This window comes from Mycobacterium sp. 1165196.3 (assembly GCF_001673415.1).
Classification (GTDB): domain Bacteria; phylum Actinomycetota; class Actinomycetes; order Mycobacteriales; family Mycobacteriaceae; genus Mycobacterium; species Mycobacterium europaeum_A.
On the sequence record NZ_LZLU01000183.1, the window covers coordinates 23636 to 39535 of the forward strand.

Sequence of the window (15900 nt, forward strand, 5' to 3'; positions counted from 1 at the left end):
CTAGCCGATGCGAGCTGGTGCTGCGGATACGGGGATTCACATGGTCGATGGAGTCGGGACCGCGCTGGGCTTGTCGATCGGCGCCACCAACTTGGCGGCGGTGACCACCGATAAGGCCATCACCCGCAAGCCCGTCCTGACGCAGTATCCGGATCGTCCCGCCGAGATCGGCATCCCCGCGGAGAACCCCAGACTGCAGGGTCCCGGTGTGGTGATCACCGGCTTCGTCAACCGCGTCGGCGACCCGCGCCCAGTCGTGGCGGCCGATGGCTCGGTGTACCGCAGCGAGGTGTTGGTCGCCGACGGGTTGCGCGCGCTCGCGTACGCCGCCACCGACGGACGCCCCCTGCCCGACAACATCGCGGTCACCTATCCGGCGCACTGGCAATCGCACGCGGTGGATGCCCTCGGCGCGGCGCTAGGTGAAATTCCGGAATGGTCGCAACGGCCGCGTCCCATCCTGCTGATCCCCGACGCCGCCGCAACGCTGCTCGCCGTGCGGACCAACCCGGGCATACCGCCGAGCGGCACCGTAGCGGTGTGCGATTTCGGCGGCAGCGGCACCAACATCACGTTGCTGCACGCCGACGGTGACTACCACGCGTTGGCCCCGACCGTTCGGCACCCCGATTTCTCCGGCGACCTGATGGATCAGGCGCTGCTGAGCGTGGTGATCGCCAACATGCCGACCACCGGGGCGTTCCCCACCGGCGGCGCGGCGATCGGCTCGCTGAGCCGGCTGCGCAGCGCATGCCGGGTTGCCAAGGAACAGCTGTCCTCGCGCACGACGGCCACGCTGACCGACGGGCTGACCGGGACGCGCGGCGAAATCCGGATCGGGCGGCACGAACTTGACGACGCGATCCGGCCCTCGCTGAACCGCATGATCGCGGTGTTGGACCAAACGTTGGCGCACAACGGGATTCGTGACCTCGTCGCCATCGTCTCGACGGGTGGCGGGGCCAACCTGCCGACCGTCACCACCACGCTGTCGCGCCACTTCCGCGTTCCCGTCGCGACGACGCCACGCCCGCAACTGGCGGCCGCCGTCGGAGCCGCGCTGCGAGTGGCCCAAGGTCCCGGCGAAGCGGGCGCGACACTTTCGGCGCCCGCCGTGCCCGCCGCGGCCACGGCCCGGGCAGCCGTGCGGCCGGACCCCCGCCCCGAAGCGACCGCGACCTCGCCCGCGCCGCCGGCCGAGCCGACGCAGGCGGAGATGGCACGGGCCTGGTCGGCCACCGGTCACAACTCGCGGGTCAACGCCGCCATCGCCGCCGACTATCCGCCGACCGACTCACCGACTCCGGCTACGCCTGACGCCGCAGCCGAGACGCCCAAGCGCAAGGGTCTGTTGTCCCGCTGGCATCTACTGCCGGCGGCGGCGATCCTGATCACCGTCGCGGCCGTGCTGCTGGTGGGCACCGCGGTGGCGATCGGGCTGGGTTCGCAGAACAAATCGGCCACCACGCCGGCGCCGGCGGTCAGCACCACGCCGGCGGCCCCGCCGCCGGCTTCCAACAGCGCCACCGCGGCGCCGGCACCGCCGCCACCGGACGTTCCGGTGCCGTCAACCTCGGATACCAACCCGCCCGCCGAGACCGAGACACCGATGACCACCACACCGCGGGCGACTCCCCAGGCGGCACCACCGCCAGCTCCGCGCCGGGTGGCGGCCCCGCCCGAGGTGCCACCCATTCCAGGCGTCAACCAACCGATTCCCGGGCTCGACCGGGTCAACCAGATCATTCAGGAAATCGAGGGCAACCTCGGCATCACGGCGCTGGGCCCCATACCCGGTCACTAGGCCTGCGATCTAGGCCGGCGATCGGGAATTCGGGCCTAGCTCAATCCTTTTCGCCCTTGTTCTCCGCGGCGGCGGCCTCTTTGAGGACCTCGTTGAGCTTCTTATCCTTCTCGATCTGATCCTTCAGCGCCTGCTCGTCGCGTCCCTCGTCGCCCTCGGTCTTGGCCTGCGAGCCCTCGCCCGAATCCCCGCCCTCGGGCTCCTCGTGCCTGGGATTGCCGTCGTCGTCGAGCCAGTCGTTGACCGCCGTGCCGGACACGCTTCCGCCGGTGCCGGGCAGCACGATCGTGGGTTTGTCCTTATAGGCCTCCATCATCTTGGCGGCCTCTTTTTTGTCGTCCTCGTCAGGCTCGGGCTTCTCGGTCAGCTTCTGCTCATCATCCCCTTGATTAGTCTGATCAGCTTCTGCGGCTCGACCCGATTGCCTATCGTCTTGATGCCTATCGTCTTGATCAGTTGACTTATCGTCCTGCTGGTCGGTCGATTTATCGTCCTGCACGCTCATGCGTCTACCCCCTTGCGGTCGCAGGTTCGACGATTGCAGGGGGTTACCCGCTGCGTGGTTGTGCCGAAACTCTCATGAACGCGCGGCGTCGCGCTTGACCAGCACGACCAAGGCCTGCGGGATCCGCATCGGCTCGGGTGCGCTTGACAGGCGCTCGGCGACCGCGCACTCCAACTGCTCGACGAAATGGCCGGCCCGCTCGTCGTGGCTCCCACCGTCGAGTGCGGTCACCAGCGATCCGGACAGCGCGGATCGCGCGAAGGCCGCCCACTGCGCACCGAACGCCTCGGCGTCGTGGTCCACCTGGTAGCGAGCCCAGAACCGATCCTCGGCGTTGAACATCTCGAGGTGCTCGATCATCAGGCCCTCGAACCGTCCCTTCGGCGCGAACGGAGCGCGGAAGTCCTTCTCGGCGCGAGCGAACGTGGGAATCGTCATGCGCCGCACTTCATCCGAGTGCAGCAGGCCGTCGCGCACCAGATCAGCGAGCGCCGCGACGAGGGCATCGAGCAGTGGGGCGAAACCCGCCGACCCGTCCTCGTCGGCCGCCAGCATCAACGCCACCAACCGGCCCTCGGGAGCCAGCTCGCGCCCGCGGAACGCGACGAAGTTGTGCCAGTCCAGCGCGGCCTGGTCGGCGTAGGCCGCTTGCGCCGCGTCGTCTGTGCTGCGCGAGACGTGCACGTGATCGTGCACCTCGCAGGGGGTTCGGCTCAGCCACTGGGTTGCCCAAGACGTCCAGCCCAGGTTGACCGTTTTGGACGGCACGATCTGGTCGTAGAACGACCGGCCGACCGCGGAGGTGAACGTCGCCGTATCGGAGTGCAGGTAGCTCTCCGGGTCGTCGGCCACCGTCTCGAACAGCGCCGCGAAGTCGTTGCCCGGTACGTCGGTGTGCGCCACCAGGATTGCGTGGTCGTGTCGCGTGCGCCGGCGCAGCACGGCGATGCCGGCCGACAGCGGTCTCAGCGAATTGTGGCCGTTGGCCGCGCCATAGTCGGCGATGACGATCGGCTGCGGAGGCTTGGGCAGCGCCACCTGTTCGGCGGCCCGCTCGAACACCGCGATCGCCTGCGCCAACCCGGCGGCGCGCAACCGCGACGCCTCGGTGTAGGAAGGCTCGGGCCGCACCACAATGCTCGATTCGGGCATCCGGGCTTCGGGCGGCATGAATCAACGATAATGGCCGAGCCGGTGCTCAGTTCGGCGAAGGATCAGTGGCCGCGGGCCACCCATTCTTCGTAGTGCACGATTTCGTCGCCGATGGTGGTGCTGTCGCCATGGCCGGTGTGCACGACCGTGTCGCCGGGCAACGTACCGAGCCGACCGGAGATCGACTGCAGGATCGTTCCGAAATCCGAATAGGAGCGCCCGGTCGCGCCCGGGCCGCCGGAGAACAGGGTGTCCCCGCTGAACACCACGCCTTCGGGGCCCAGTTCCGGGGCATACCAGCACACCGATCCGGGGGAGTGCCCCGGCGTGTGCAACGCCAGCAGCTCGGTGCCCGCGACATCGAGCGTGTCACCGTCGGCGATCAGCCGAAAGTCCTTGTCCGGGTGCGTCATTCGCCACAGCACGTCGTCGCCGGGGTGGAGCAGCACCGGAGCGTCCAGCGCGGCGCCCAGTTCGGGCGCCACGGTGACGTGGTCGTTGTGGCCGTGGGTGCACACCACCGCGACCACGTTACGGTTGCCGACGGCGGCCAAGATCGGCTCGGCTGAATGCGCGGCGTCGAACACCACGACGTCGGAGTCGTCACCGACGATCCAGATGTTGTTGTCGACTTCCCAACTGCCGCCGTCGAGTTCGAAGGTGCCGTGGGTGACCAGCCGCTCGATGCCCGCCATCAGAGCACCACCACCGAGCGCAGCACCTCGCCGCCGTGCATCTTGTGGAACGCCTCCTCGATGTCGCCGAGCCCGATGCGTTCGGAGACGAACTGCTCGAGCGGGAGCCGGCCTTGCAGATACAGGTCGATCAACGTCGGGAAGTCGCGCTCGGGCAGGCAGTCGCCGTACCACGACGACTTCAGCGCCCCGCCGTGGCTGAAGAAGTCCACCAGCGGCATGTCCAGGCGCATGTCGGGCGTCGGAACCCCAACCAGCACAACGGTTCCGGCCAGGTCACGGGCGTAAAAGGCCTGCTTCCAGGTTTCGGGCCGGCCCACGGCGTCGATCACCACGTTGGCGCCGAACCCGTCGGTGAGGTCCTGGATGGTCTTGACCAGGTCCTTTTCGGGGTCCAGTTCGCGGGCGTTGACGGTGTGCGTGGCACCGAACTTGCGAGCCCAGTCCAGTTTGGTGTTATCGGTGTCCACGGCGATGATCCGCCGGGCGCCCACCAGCGCCGCGCCGGCGATCGCGGCGTCGCCCACACCGCCACAACCGATCACGGCGACGGTGTCGTCGCGGGTGACCGCGCCGGTGTTGATCGCCGCGCCCAGCCCGGCCATCACACCGCAGCCCAGCAGGCCCGCCACGGCGGGGTCGGCCTCGGGATTGACCTTGGTGCACTGGCCGGCGGCCACCAGCGTCTTGTCGGCGAACGCGCCGATGCCCAGCGCGGGCGTCAGCTCGGTGCCGTCGCTCAGCGTCATCTTCTGGGTGGCGTTGAAGGTGTCGAAGCACAGGTGCGGCCTGCCGCGCTTGCAAGCCCGGCACTGCCCACACACCGCGCGCCAGTTCAGGATCACGAAGTCGCCCGGCGCGACGGCGGTCACGTCCGGCCCGACGGCCTCCACCCGGCCGGCGGCCTCGTGGCCGAGCAGGAACGGATATTCGTCGTTGATGCCGCCCTCGCGGTAGGTCAGGTCGGTGTGGCACACCCCGCAGGCGATGACGTCGACCAGGGCCTCACCGGGTCCGGGATCCGGGACGACGATGTCCACCAATTCGACGGGTTCGCCCTTCTTGCGTGAAATCACGCCGCGCACTGTCTGACTCATGGGCTCCAACCTAGGGGTTCGTCGCCATACATCTCTCGGCGGGTTGTCCACCCATGAACCGGGTGTAGCGTCCGTGGGCGTGACGGCTTTGGAAACCACCGAAGAATTCACCGAAAGAATAACCGCGGCAATCGACGGCGCCAGCCTGACGTTGTTGCTCAGCATCGGCCATCAGACCGGTCTGCTGGACACGATGGCCGGCATGGCGCCCGCCACCAGTGCGCAGATCGCCGAGGCCGCCGGGCTCAACGAACGCTACGTCCGAGAGTGGCTGGCCGGCATGACGACCGGACGCGTCGTCGAGTACGACCCCGCCACGGCCAGCTACTCGTTGCCCGCCCAGCGCGCCGCCGTGCTGACCCGCGCCGCCGGACCGGACAATCTGGCCCTCGTCACCCTGCTCGTCCCGGTGCTCGCCGAGGTCGAACAGAAGATCATCGGGTGCTTCCGTGCCGGCGGCGGGCTGCCGTACAGCGAATTCCCGCGCTTCCACGCGTTGATGGCCGAGCAGAGCGGGGTGGTGTACGACACCGCGTTGGTCGACGTGGTGCTGCCGCTGGTGGACGACCTGGTGCCGCGGCTGCGCGCCGGGGCCGACGTGGCCGATTTCGGCTGCGGCAGCGGACACGCCATCAACGTGATGGCACAAGCGTTTCCGGCCAGCCGCTTCACCGGCATCGACTTTTCCGAGCAGGCCATCGCCACCGGGATTCGGGAGGCCGCCGAGCGGGGGCTGGCCAACGCCGCCTTCGAAAGCCACAATCTCGCTGATTTGGACATGGCGTCAAAAAAAGACGCCTACGACGTCATCACCGTCTTCGACGCCATCCACGATCAGGCGCAGCCGGCGCGCGTCCTGGAAAACATCTACCGGGCGCTGCGGCCCGGCGGGGTGCTGCTGATGGCCGACATCAAGGCGTCGAGCCGGCTCGAGGAGAACATCGGCGTTCCGATGAGCACCTACCTGTACACGACGTCGTTGATGCACTGCATGACGGTGTCGCTGGCGCTGGACGGCGCCGGGCTGGGCACGGCCTGGGGCACCCAACTGGCCATCTCGATGCTGGGCGACGCAGGGTTCGACGACGTGCGGGTGGCCGAGATCGAGTCGGACCCGATCAACAACTACTACATCGCCAGGAAGTGATGGCGGCCCTCGACGCTCTTGCCGACTGGCCGGTCGAGGCCGCCGCCGGCGCGGTGATCGGGCCCGGCGGCGTGCTGGCCAGTCACGGCGACACCGGGCGGGTGTTCGAGCTGGCCTCGGTGACCAAGCCGCTGGCCGCGCGGGCCGTGCAGGTCGCCATCGAGGAAGGTGCGCTCGACCTCGACACGGCCGCCGGCCCGCCCGGCGCGACCGTCCGCCACCTGCTGGCCCACACGTCGGGCCTGTCGATGCACTCCGAGCAGGTGCTGGCCGCACCGGGAACCCGCCGCATCTACTCCAACCAGGGCTTCACGGTGCTGGGTCAGACGGTGCAGCAAGAGACCGGCATCGAGTTTGCGCGCTACCTGACCGAGGCGGTGTGCGAACCGCTGGGCATGGCGGCCACCCAGCTGGAAGGCGGTGCGGTGGCCGCCGGTTTCGGGGCGAGGTCGACGGTGGCTGATCTGGCGGCGTTCGCGGGGGACCTGCTGCGGCCGGTGACGGTCTCCGAAAGCCTGCACACCGAGGCGACCACGGTGCAGTTTCCCGGTCTGGACGGCGTTCTGCCCGGTTACGGAGTGCAACGGCCCAACGATTGGGGCCTGGGTTTCGAGCTCCGGGACACGAAATCACCGCACTGGACGGGTGCGAACAATTCGGCGCGGACGTACGGCCATTTCGGCCAAGCAGGCGGTTTCATCTGGGCAGATCCCGAAAAAGGGCTGGCGCTGGTGGTGCTCACGGACCGCGATTTCGGGGACTGGGCGCTGCGGCCGTGGCCGGCGCTTTCCGACGCCGTGCTAGCCGATTACAGCTAGTGGGAAATGCACACTAGCGCAACAGGGGTATCACAAGGCACAATAGACACGCAGGACACATAAAAAATCGAAGATTTCGCACAAGCTGCCCTGTTTTGCCGGGTCCGCAGGTCGTTGGGGAAGACGTCCCTCGTGGAACCGAAGGAGCAGGAAATGCGAGCGTCGAATCAATTCGCCGACGTGACGACTGGCGTGGTGTACGTGCACGCTTCGCCCGCGGCGGTTTGCCCGCATGTCGAGTGGGCGTTGTCGTCGACCCTGGGTGCCAAGGCGAATCTGACCTGGACGCCCCAGCCGGCGATGCCCGGTCAGCTACGCGCGGTCACCAACTGGGTCGGGCCGGTGGGCACCGGCGCCAAGCTGGCCAACGCGCTGCGGTCCTGGTCCGTGCTGCGCTTCGAGGTCACCGAGGACCCCAGCCCCGGCGTCGACGGCTACCGATTCAGTCACACCCCGCAACTCGGCCTATGGAGCGGGGCGATGAGTGCCAACGGCGACGTCATGGTCGGGGAGATGCGGCTGCGGTCGATGATGGCCCAGGGCGCCGACACCCTGGCCGCCGAATTGGACTCGGTGCTGGGCACCGCCTGGGATGAGGCGCTCGAGGCCTATCGCGACGGCGGCGACGTCGGCGAGGTGACCTGGCTCAGCCGGGGGGTCGGCTAGTCGACCGGCGGGCCGGTTCACGCCGCCTCTCTCCGAAGCACTGGACGACTCTGGAAAGCGCTAGCACATCCGCTAGCGTGTTCGAGCACGCGCTAATGGTCCCCAGAGACCGGCCCTATCGCTTGGCCGGGCGCAGAATCTGCAGAGCGCCCGGCACCACCGAGATCTCGGCCGGTAGCGCGCAGGCGAAGTCGCCGTCGGCGTAGACGTTGATGCCGGGGCACTCGACGCGAATGGACTTGGCCCTCGCCGTGCTCACCTCGTCGAGCTGGACGTGGGTCCCCTTCATCACGGTGGGAAAAAGGCGGACCAGTTTGGTGCGGGACGCCTCGTGCACCATCGTGATGTCCAGCAGGCCGTCGGTGTAATCAGCCCCCGGGCAGATCTGCATCCCCCCGCCGTAGCTGCGGGTGTTGCCGAAGGCGGCCAGCGTGATGTCGGCGTCGAGCTCCTGGGTGCCGTCCAGCACCAAGCGAAATGGCAAGAGCCGCAATTGAGACAGTTCGGCGAGCATCGCGACGTAATACCGCAGCCGCCCGTGCGGCCAGCTCATCCGGTTGGCGCGATCGGTGACCAGCGAGTCGAAGCCGGTGGCCGCCACGGTGCCGAACCACTTTTCGGCGCCGCTGTCGTCCCGAATCAGGCCCAGGTCAATGGATTCCGTGCAGCCGTCGATGACGATGTCCGCGGCGGCCTCCGCGTCCTTGGTGGGGATGCCGAATTCGCGCGCGTGGTCGTTGCCGGTGCCGGCCGGGATCACGCCCAACGGAATGTCGGTGCCGGCCATCACCTGCAGGGCGTTGGAAACGACGCCGTCGCCGCCGGTCACCATGACCGCGTCGGTGCCGTTCTCCATAGCCGCGCCGACGAGATGGCGCGCGTCTTGCGCGTCGTCACCGATGATTTCGACGACCTCCACACCCCGGCGGTGTAGCCGCGCGATCGCGAGTTGGGCGGCGCGTACCGCGGCGCCGTGCCCCGACACCGGGTTGGTCAGCGCGATCACCTTGCCGATTTCGCGGCGGCGCAGTGATGTCACGGAATCAGCTTGCCGGGATTGAGGATTCCGGCTGGATCCAATGTCGACTTGACCGCGCGTAGCACCTGCACTCCCAGTTCGCCTATCTCGTCGCGCATCCACGGCCGATGGTCGATGCCGACCGCATGGTGGTGGGTGATGGTCCCGCCGGTGGCCATGATGGCATCCGACGCGGCCTTTTTGGCGGCTTTCCATTGCTCGACCGGATCGCCCCGCTGGCCGGCGACGACGGTGAAGTACAACGACGCGCCGGTGGGATAGACGTGCGAGATGTGGCACATCACCAGAGCCGGCGTGCCCGTCTCGGCGAGTGCGCCGGTAAGAGCTTGAGTCACAGCGGCTTTCAGGGTGGGAATGTTCGACCAGTCGGTGGCGGTCTCCAGCGTTTCGCACAGCGCCCCGGCCGCGAGCAGTGAATCGCGCAGGTACGGCGCGCCGAAGCGGCCGCGCTCCCAGGCCTGCGCCGGTCCTTCGCCCAGTGAGGTTCCGCCCTGGGCCGTCAGCAGTGCGCTGGTTTCGTCGTGCCGGCTGTGGACGTGTTCCTCGGTGCCCTCGAACACAGTGATGCCCAAACATCCGCCGGTGATCTGGGATTCGCCGATCGCCTCGGTGGTGGCCAGGTTGACCCCCGTCTCGGCCTCGTCGGAGAGCCGAATGACGGTGGGGCCGGTGGCATTCTGGGTGACGGCGCGCAGGGCCGCGGCCCCCGTCTCGAAGTCGGGGAACGACCACGCCTCGTAGCGGACGGCTTGCGGCGCGCGGTGCACGCGGAGCCGCACCTGGGTGATGACGCCCAGGGTGCCCTCCGAGCCGATCAACAGCTGACGCAGGTCCGGGCCGGCGGCCGATTCCGGTGCGCGACCGAGATCCATGATGCCCACCGGCGTGACCACCCGTAGCCCCCGCACCATGTCGTTGAACCGGCCGTAGCCCGCCGAGTCCTGCCCGGAGGAGCGGGTTGCGGCGAAGCCGCCGATGGTGGCGTACTCGAAGCTCTGCGGGAAATGACCGAGCGAAAAGCCTTGCGCGCCAATGAGTCTCTCGGCGTCCGGCCCCGTGACCCCCGCACCGAAAACAGCCTGGCCGGATACCTCGTCCAGCGAGATCAGCCGATCGAAACGGCGTAGGTCGAGCGAGACGACGGCGGAGAACCCCGCGCGAATGGGATTGAGCCCACCGACCACGCTGGTGCCCCCGCCGAAAGGTACGACGGCGATGCGATGCTCCGAGCAGTAGCGCAGGACGTCGGACACGGCTTCGTCGTCGCCGGGCAACAGCACGGCGTCGGGCGCATCCTGCGGGCCGCGCTCTTTGCGGTTGAGCAGGTCGATGGTGGACTTGCCGCCCGCGTGCAGCAGCCGATCGGCGTCGGCGGTGCGGCAATACTGGGCGCCGACGAGGGCGGTGAGCGCTTCGAGATGCGCCTCCGACAACGCCGACGGGCGCAGTTGCACCTGGTCGGATCGCAGTTCGGCCGTGCGGGACCCCTCGACCCCCACGGCCTGCTGCAGTAATGACCTGATTCCCTCCGAGAGCGGCTTGGCCGCCGCGGGATCGCCCCACGCGTTCCATTTCATCGGCGGCAGGAGCCCCTGGGAATGCGTCATGCGTTACAGTATTACACATGTTGTCAATCTGTAACACAGAGCTGGATACCGGCGAGCGCATCCTCGCGGCCGCGGCCAGCTGTGTGGTGGATTTCGGCGTGGAGCGGGTGACGCTCGCCGAGATAGCCCGACGGGCGGGCGTCAGCAGGCCGACGGTGTATCGGCGGTGGCCGGATACGCAGTCGATCGTGGCGGCGCTGTTGACCCAGCACGTCACCGAGGTGATGCGCGACGCCCCGTTGTTGGGGGACGATCGCGAATCGCTTGTGCAACAGATTGTTACGGTGGCCAACCTGTTGCGTGCGGACCAATTGGTGATGTCGGTGCTGCACTCGGACCTCGCGTCGACCTATATCACCGAACGCCTCGGGACCAGCCAGCGCATGCTGATCGACGCCCTCGCCGCCCGGCTCCGGGCGGCCCAGCGGCACGGCAGCGTCCGGCTCGGCGACCCGGTCCAGATGGCGACCATGGTGCTGCTGATCGCGCAGTCGACCATCCAGTCGGCCCGGATCGTCGAGCCGATGCTCGACGCCGACGCGCTGGCCGCCGAACTCGCCTACTCGCTGAACGGATATCTGTCGTGATAGCTGATCCGACCGCCCTGAACGCCGCGCGGCGCGCCGCCGACCTGACCGCACTCGCCGACGGTGAGCCACTGGACGTCGTGGTGATCGGCGGTGGCATCACCGGCGCCGGGATCGCGCTGGATGCCGCCGCGCGCGGGCTGCGGGCGGCGCTGGTGGAGAAACACGATCTGGCCTTCGGGACCAGCCGGTGGAGTTCCAAGCTTGTCCATGGCGGCCTGCGCTACCTCGCGACGGGAAACGTGGGCATCGCCCGGCGCAGCGCCATCGAGCGCGGAATCCTGATGACGCGCAACGCGCCCCACCTGGTTCACGCCATGCCGCAGGTGGTGCCGCTGCTGCCGTCGATGAGTCCGGGCAAGCGGGCCCTGGTGCGGGGCGGCTTCCTGGCCGGTGACGCGTTGCGGTTTCTGGCCGGCACACCGGCCTCGACACTACCGCGCTCGCAACGGATTTCAGCGCAACGCGTCGTTGCGATGGCGCCGACCGTACGGCGTGCCGGCCTGGACGGCGGCCTGCTGGCCTACGACGGTCAACTGGTCGACGACGCCCGCCTGGTCACCGCCGTCGCACGTACCGCGGCGCAGCACGGCGCCCGAATCCTGACCCACGTGGCGGCGTCGCGGGCCACCGGTACCTCGGTGCGGCTGACCGACATGCGCGGCGGTGAGTCGATCGACATTGCGGCTGGCGCGGTCATCAACGCGGCCGGGGTATGGGCGGGGGAGATCGACGGCTCGTTGCGGTTGCGGCCGAGTCGCGGCACCCATCTGGTCTTCGACGCCCAGTCGTTCGGCAATCCGACTGCGGCGCTGACGATTCCGATTCCGGGTGAGCTCAACCGCTTCGTCTTCGCCATGCCCGAACAACTGGGCCGGGTGTATTTGGGGCTGACCGACGAGGAGGCGCCCGGTCCCATTCCGGATGTGCCCGAACCGTCGGTCGACGAGATCACCTTCCTGCTCGACACGGTCAACACCGCACTGGGGACCGCGCTCACCGCCACCGACGTGATCGGCGCCTATGCCGGGCTGCGCCCACTGATCGACACCGGCGAGGGCCGCACCGCCGACGTCTCGCGCGAACACGCCGTCGTGGAGTCGGCGTCCGGGGTGATCAGCGTGATCGGCGGCAAGCTGACCGAATACCGCCACATGGCACAGGACGTGCTGGATCGCGCCGTGCGGGTGCGGCGACTGCGCGCCGCCAAATGCCGAACCCGCAACCTGCCGCTGATCGGGGCGCCGGCCAATCCCGGTGTGATCGCCGAGTCCGACGCCGGGTTGCCGGCTTCGCTGGTGGTGCGCTTCGGCGCCGAGGCGCCCAAGGTGCTTGCCACCGCGGCCTGCGAGCGACCGACCGCGCCGGTCGCGGACGGAATCGACGTCAGCCGAGCGGAATTCGAATACGCGATAACGCATGAGGGCGCGCTTGATGTCTCCGACATCCTCGATCGACGCACGCGGATCGGGTTGGTAGCGCGGGATCGGGAGCGAGTGGTCGCCGTGGCCGAGGAGTTTCTGGCGCGCTTCGGCTAGGGCGGCCGCCCGATGGCCTCCCGCCACACGGCCGGGTATTGATAGTTAGTGTCTTATGATAGAAACTGTCAGTTTATGCCGTGCTGGTGGCGGGAGGGCCGATGACTATCCGAGCCCCGGTGTTGATCGTGGGCGCCGGCGTTGGCGGCCTGGCGACGTCGGCGGTGCTGGCCCGACACGGCGTCCATTCACTGCTGGTCGAGAAACGACCGGAGATCTTCCTGTACCCCAAGGCCCGCAACCTGAGTTTCCGAAGCTCAGAAATCCTGCGCGGCCTTGGCCTTCGGGACGAGGTGCGGGCGGTCGCAGAGCACGTGTCGACCCTGGTGGTCCGGCCCACGCTCAACAGCACCGTGCAAGAGCCGGCGCTCGACGTCGGCGCGATCTTCGCCGGTCTGGACAGGCTCAGCCCCGAGCCGGCGGCGCAGTATTGCCCACAGAGCCGGCTCGAGCCGATTCTGATCGACGCGGCGCGGCGGGCCGGCAGCGAGGTGCGCTACGGCACACAGTTGTCCTCGTTCGAGCTGGACGACACCGGCGTCACCGCGGTGGTGTGCGACGTCGAATCGGGGGAGTCGCAGACCGTCCGCGCCGACTATCTCGTCGGCGCCGACGGCGTGCACAGCCCGATCCGTAAATCGTTGGGCATCAGCACATCCGGGTATGGCGCGCTGCCGATCTATGTCGTCTTCATCTACTTCCGGGCCCCGTGGCGCCGCTTCATCCCGGAGCTGCACGACGGCGATGGCGTGCAGGTCAAAAACGACGATGTGGACGGCATATTCCTGGTCGCCGAGGGCGATCTCGGCATGTTCATCACCACCTACTTTCCCGGTGACGGCGAGTCGGCCGGACAGTTCACCCCGCAGCGCTGCCGCGAGCGGCTCACCCAGGCGATCGGAGAGCGGATAGACCTCGACATCATCGAGGCCGCGGCGTGGCAGCCCTACGAGCAGGTGGCCGATCACTTCGATTGTGGGCGAGCGTATCTCGTCGGCGATTCGGCGCATACCATGCCGCCGTTCAAGGCCGGGGGAGCCAACACCGCCATCCAGAGCGCACACAATCTGGCCTGGAAACTCGCCGCCGTCCTGCATGGCACGGCCACACCCGAGCTATTGGCGACCTACCACACCGAGCGTCATCCGGTGGGCCGATTCGCCGCGCGCCAATCGCTCACCGGGCCGTCGATGGCCCTGCTGCGGCCGAGCCGCGACGCTCCGCAACTGCCGGCCGACGAAGAATGCTCGATGTTCACCCTGCTCATCGGATACCGGTACCGCTCGGCGGCGGTCGTGACGAGCGACGCGGAAGGCGGCGCCCTGGTGGACGAGTTGCGCGCGCAACCGGGCACGCGGGTACCGCACGTCTGGTTGCGAGACGGGGTGTCGACGCTCGACCTGCTGGGGCCCCGATTCACCGTGCTGTCCGGCGACGAGCGATGGTGTGCGGCAGCGGCTGCGGCGTCGCTGTCGGCGCATCGCTGCTACAACGACGAGTGGGCGGCGATCACTGGCCTGGCGCCGGAAGGGGCGCTGCTGATCCGTCCGGACGATTTCGTCGGATGGCGCGCCGAGCGACTCCCCGCCGACCCCGAAGGGGAACTGCGGCAAGCGCTTTCGACGATCCTGGGCCCGCTACCTGCGCGAGCGTAAGCGGACTGCGATTTTGCACGCGAATTTCCGCAGTGCCCTTACGCTCGCGGGCCTAGAAATTACAGCGGGATGTTCTTGTGACGGCCGCGGCGCGCGGGCGCCTGGGCCAGCGCCTCGGTGAGCTTGCTGCGGGTGTGCGACGGGTCGATCTTCTCGTCGACCACGCCGATCTCGATGGCGCTGTCCACGCCGCCCGCGATCCGCTCGTGCTCGGCCGCCAGCTGGTCGTGCAGCGCTTCGCGCTCGTGATCGGCCGCGGCGGCCAGCTTCTTCTTGTGCAGAATGCCGACGGCCGCCTTGGCGCCCATCACCGCCACCTCGGCGTCCGGCCACGCGTATACCTTGGTGGCGTTCAGCGACCGGGAGTTCATCGCAATGTAGGCCCCGCCGTAGGTCTTTCGGGTCACCAGCGTGACACGCGGAACCGTGCACTCACCGAACGCGTGCAACAGCTTGGCGCCGCGGCGCACCACGCCGCCCCACTCCTGGTCGACGCCGGGCAGGTAGCCGGGCACGTCGACGATCACCACCAGCGGAATACCGAACGCGTCGCACAGGCGCACGAAACGCGCTGCCTTCTCGGCGCTTTCGGAGTTCAGGCAGCCACCCAGGCGCAGCGGGTTGTTGGCCAGCACGCCGACAGTGCGGCCGGACAGGCGACCCAGCCCGATCACCATCGACGGCGCCCAATTGGCCTGGAACTCGTCGAACGGCGTCTCGTCATCGAGGATCGCGGTCACGATCGGGCGCACGTCATAGGCCCGCCGTGCCGACTCGGGCAACAGCGCGTGGATGTCGGTGTCACCGGCCTCGGCCTTGTTCCGGTCGAAATGCCCCTGCTGGCAGAACAACCCGACCAACCGGCGACCCCGCTCATAGGCGTCGAGCTCGTCGTCGGCGACGATGTGGCACACCCCGGACTTCTTGTGGTGGGTCTCCGGGCCACCCAGCGAGCACATGTCCACGTCCTCGCCGGTGACGCTGCGCACCACGTCGGGCCCGGTAACGAAAACCCGGCTGTCCGGTGCCATCACGATGACGTCGGTCAGGGCCGGCCCGTAGGCGGCGCCGCCGGCCGCGAAGCCGACGACCACCGAGATCTGCGGGATGTAGCCGGACGCCCGGATCATCGCCTCGAACACCAGGCCCACCGCGTGCAGGGCCTTCACGCCCTCGGCCAGCCGGGCGCCGCCGGAGTGCCAGATGCCCACGATCGGGCTCTGCTCCTCGATGGCGGTGTCGTAGGCGTTGACGATGTGCGTGCACCCCTCGATGCCCATGGCACCGCCCATCACGGTGCCGTCGGTGCAGAACGCAATGGTGCGTACACCGTTCACGGTCCCCGCGGCGGCCAGCACGCCGGAGCGATCACGCTCGTGCAACAGCTCGACGGTGTCGTCGTCGAAGAAATTGCTCAAGCGCAACAGCGGGTCGCGAGGGTCGAGCGACTCGCCAACCGTCTCGGGGGCCGTGATAGTCATCGCAGGTCTCCTGATATTCGGTGTTGCTCGGATCAGTACCGCCCGAAGGCGATGGCCACGTTGTGTCCGCCGAAGCCGAACGAGTTGTTGATGGCGTACTCGTAGTTGC

The 15900-nt window shown here is 68.3% G+C and carries 15 protein-coding genes; 7 read left to right on the top strand and 8 right to left on the bottom strand.

The window, feature by feature from the left end:
• Positions 1-40 precede the first annotated feature (40 nt).
• Positions 41-1804: an Hsp70 family protein gene (locus A5659_RS19365; RefSeq protein WP_067183512.1), complete on the top strand. Its 1764-nt coding sequence runs from the start codon at positions 41-43 to the stop codon at positions 1802-1804.
• Positions 1805-1844: 40 nt separating this feature from the next.
• On the opposite strand, the gene A5659_RS19370 is transcribed toward A5659_RS19365, so the two are convergent.
• The 4 genes from A5659_RS19370 to A5659_RS19385 form a co-directional block, all read right to left on the bottom strand.
• On the bottom strand, positions 1845-2309 hold the full coding sequence (locus tag A5659_RS19370; RefSeq protein WP_369827500.1) for a hypothetical protein: 465 nt from the start codon (positions 2307-2309) through the stop codon (positions 1845-1847).
• Between the two features lie 72 nt (positions 2310-2381).
• Positions 2382-3479: an SAM-dependent methyltransferase gene (locus tag A5659_RS19375; protein WP_066882324.1), complete on the bottom strand. Its 1098-nt coding sequence runs from the start codon at positions 3477-3479 to the stop codon at positions 2382-2384.
• Between the two features lie 44 nt (positions 3480-3523).
• Positions 3524-4156, bottom strand: coding sequence for an MBL fold metallo-hydrolase (locus tag A5659_RS19380; RefSeq protein WP_066869742.1), 633 nt, complete (start codon positions 4154-4156; stop codon positions 3524-3526).
• The gene (locus tag A5659_RS19385) at positions 4156-5253 is read right to left on the bottom strand and encodes an S-(hydroxymethyl)mycothiol dehydrogenase (protein WP_066869745.1); all 1098 of its coding nucleotides are present in this window, start codon (positions 5251-5253) and stop codon (positions 4156-4158) included. Before A5659_RS19385 ends, A5659_RS19380 begins: the two co-directional genes overlap by 1 nt.
• A gap of 79 nt (positions 5254-5332) precedes the next feature.
• Here A5659_RS19385 and A5659_RS19390 point away from each other — a divergent pair, with 79 nt between their 5' ends.
• The 3 genes from A5659_RS19390 to A5659_RS19400 all read left to right on the top strand — a co-directional run bounded on the left by A5659_RS19390 (position 5333) and on the right by A5659_RS19400 (position 7884).
• Positions 5333-6400, top strand: coding sequence for a class I SAM-dependent methyltransferase (locus A5659_RS19390; RefSeq protein WP_066869748.1), 1068 nt, complete (start codon positions 5333-5335; stop codon positions 6398-6400).
• A complete protein-coding gene (locus A5659_RS19395) occupies positions 6400-7218 on the top strand; it encodes a serine hydrolase (RefSeq protein WP_066869752.1) in 819 nt (272 codons plus the stop codon). The genes A5659_RS19390 and A5659_RS19395 overlap by 1 nt, the downstream gene beginning before the upstream one ends.
• Before the next feature lie 153 nt (positions 7219-7371).
• Positions 7372-7884: a DUF3145 domain-containing protein gene (locus A5659_RS19400; RefSeq protein ID WP_066869784.1), complete on the top strand. Its 513-nt coding sequence runs from the start codon at positions 7372-7374 to the stop codon at positions 7882-7884.
• Positions 7885-7999: 115 nt separating this feature from the next.
• Here A5659_RS19400 and A5659_RS19405 read toward each other — a convergent pair whose 3' ends face one another.
• Both A5659_RS19405 and A5659_RS19410 read right to left on the bottom strand, forming a co-directional pair.
• Positions 8000-8965 (bottom strand): diacylglycerol kinase, encoded by a 966-nt coding sequence (locus A5659_RS19405; protein ID WP_369827501.1) that lies wholly within the window; start codon positions 8963-8965, stop codon positions 8000-8002.
• Positions 8920-10500: an FAD-binding oxidoreductase gene (locus tag A5659_RS19410; RefSeq protein ID WP_156749098.1), complete on the bottom strand. Its 1581-nt coding sequence runs from the start codon at positions 10498-10500 to the stop codon at positions 8920-8922. Before A5659_RS19410 ends, A5659_RS19405 begins: the two co-directional genes overlap by 46 nt.
• Positions 10501-10547: 47 nt before the next feature.
• Here A5659_RS19410 and A5659_RS19415 point away from each other — a divergent pair, with 47 nt between their 5' ends.
• From A5659_RS19415 to A5659_RS19425, 3 genes are all read left to right on the top strand, one after another.
• Positions 10548-11117: a TetR/AcrR family transcriptional regulator gene (locus A5659_RS19415; protein WP_067183516.1), complete on the top strand. Its 570-nt coding sequence runs from the start codon at positions 10548-10550 to the stop codon at positions 11115-11117.
• Entirely contained in the window at positions 11114-12655 is a 1542-nt protein-coding gene (locus tag A5659_RS19420) for a glycerol-3-phosphate dehydrogenase/oxidase (protein ID WP_066869766.1), read from the top strand. The genes A5659_RS19415 and A5659_RS19420 overlap by 4 nt, the downstream gene beginning before the upstream one ends.
• A gap of 101 nt (positions 12656-12756) precedes the next feature.
• Complete coding sequence (locus A5659_RS19425) at positions 12757-14310, top strand: FAD-dependent monooxygenase (protein WP_067183519.1); 1554 nt, start codon at positions 12757-12759, stop codon at positions 14308-14310.
• A 59-nt stretch (positions 14311-14369) separates the two neighbouring features.
• Here the strand turns inward: A5659_RS19425 and A5659_RS19430 are convergent, their stop codons facing one another.
• Positions 14370-15791, bottom strand: a complete 1422-nt coding sequence (locus A5659_RS19430; protein WP_066869770.1) for an acyl-CoA carboxylase subunit beta — start codon at positions 15789-15791, stop codon at positions 14370-14372.
• A 32-nt stretch (positions 15792-15823) separates the two neighbouring features.
• Positions 15824-15900, bottom strand: a 77-nt coding sequence (locus tag A5659_RS28640; RefSeq protein ID WP_231122602.1) for a hypothetical protein, incomplete at its 5' end; no start/stop codon positions are given.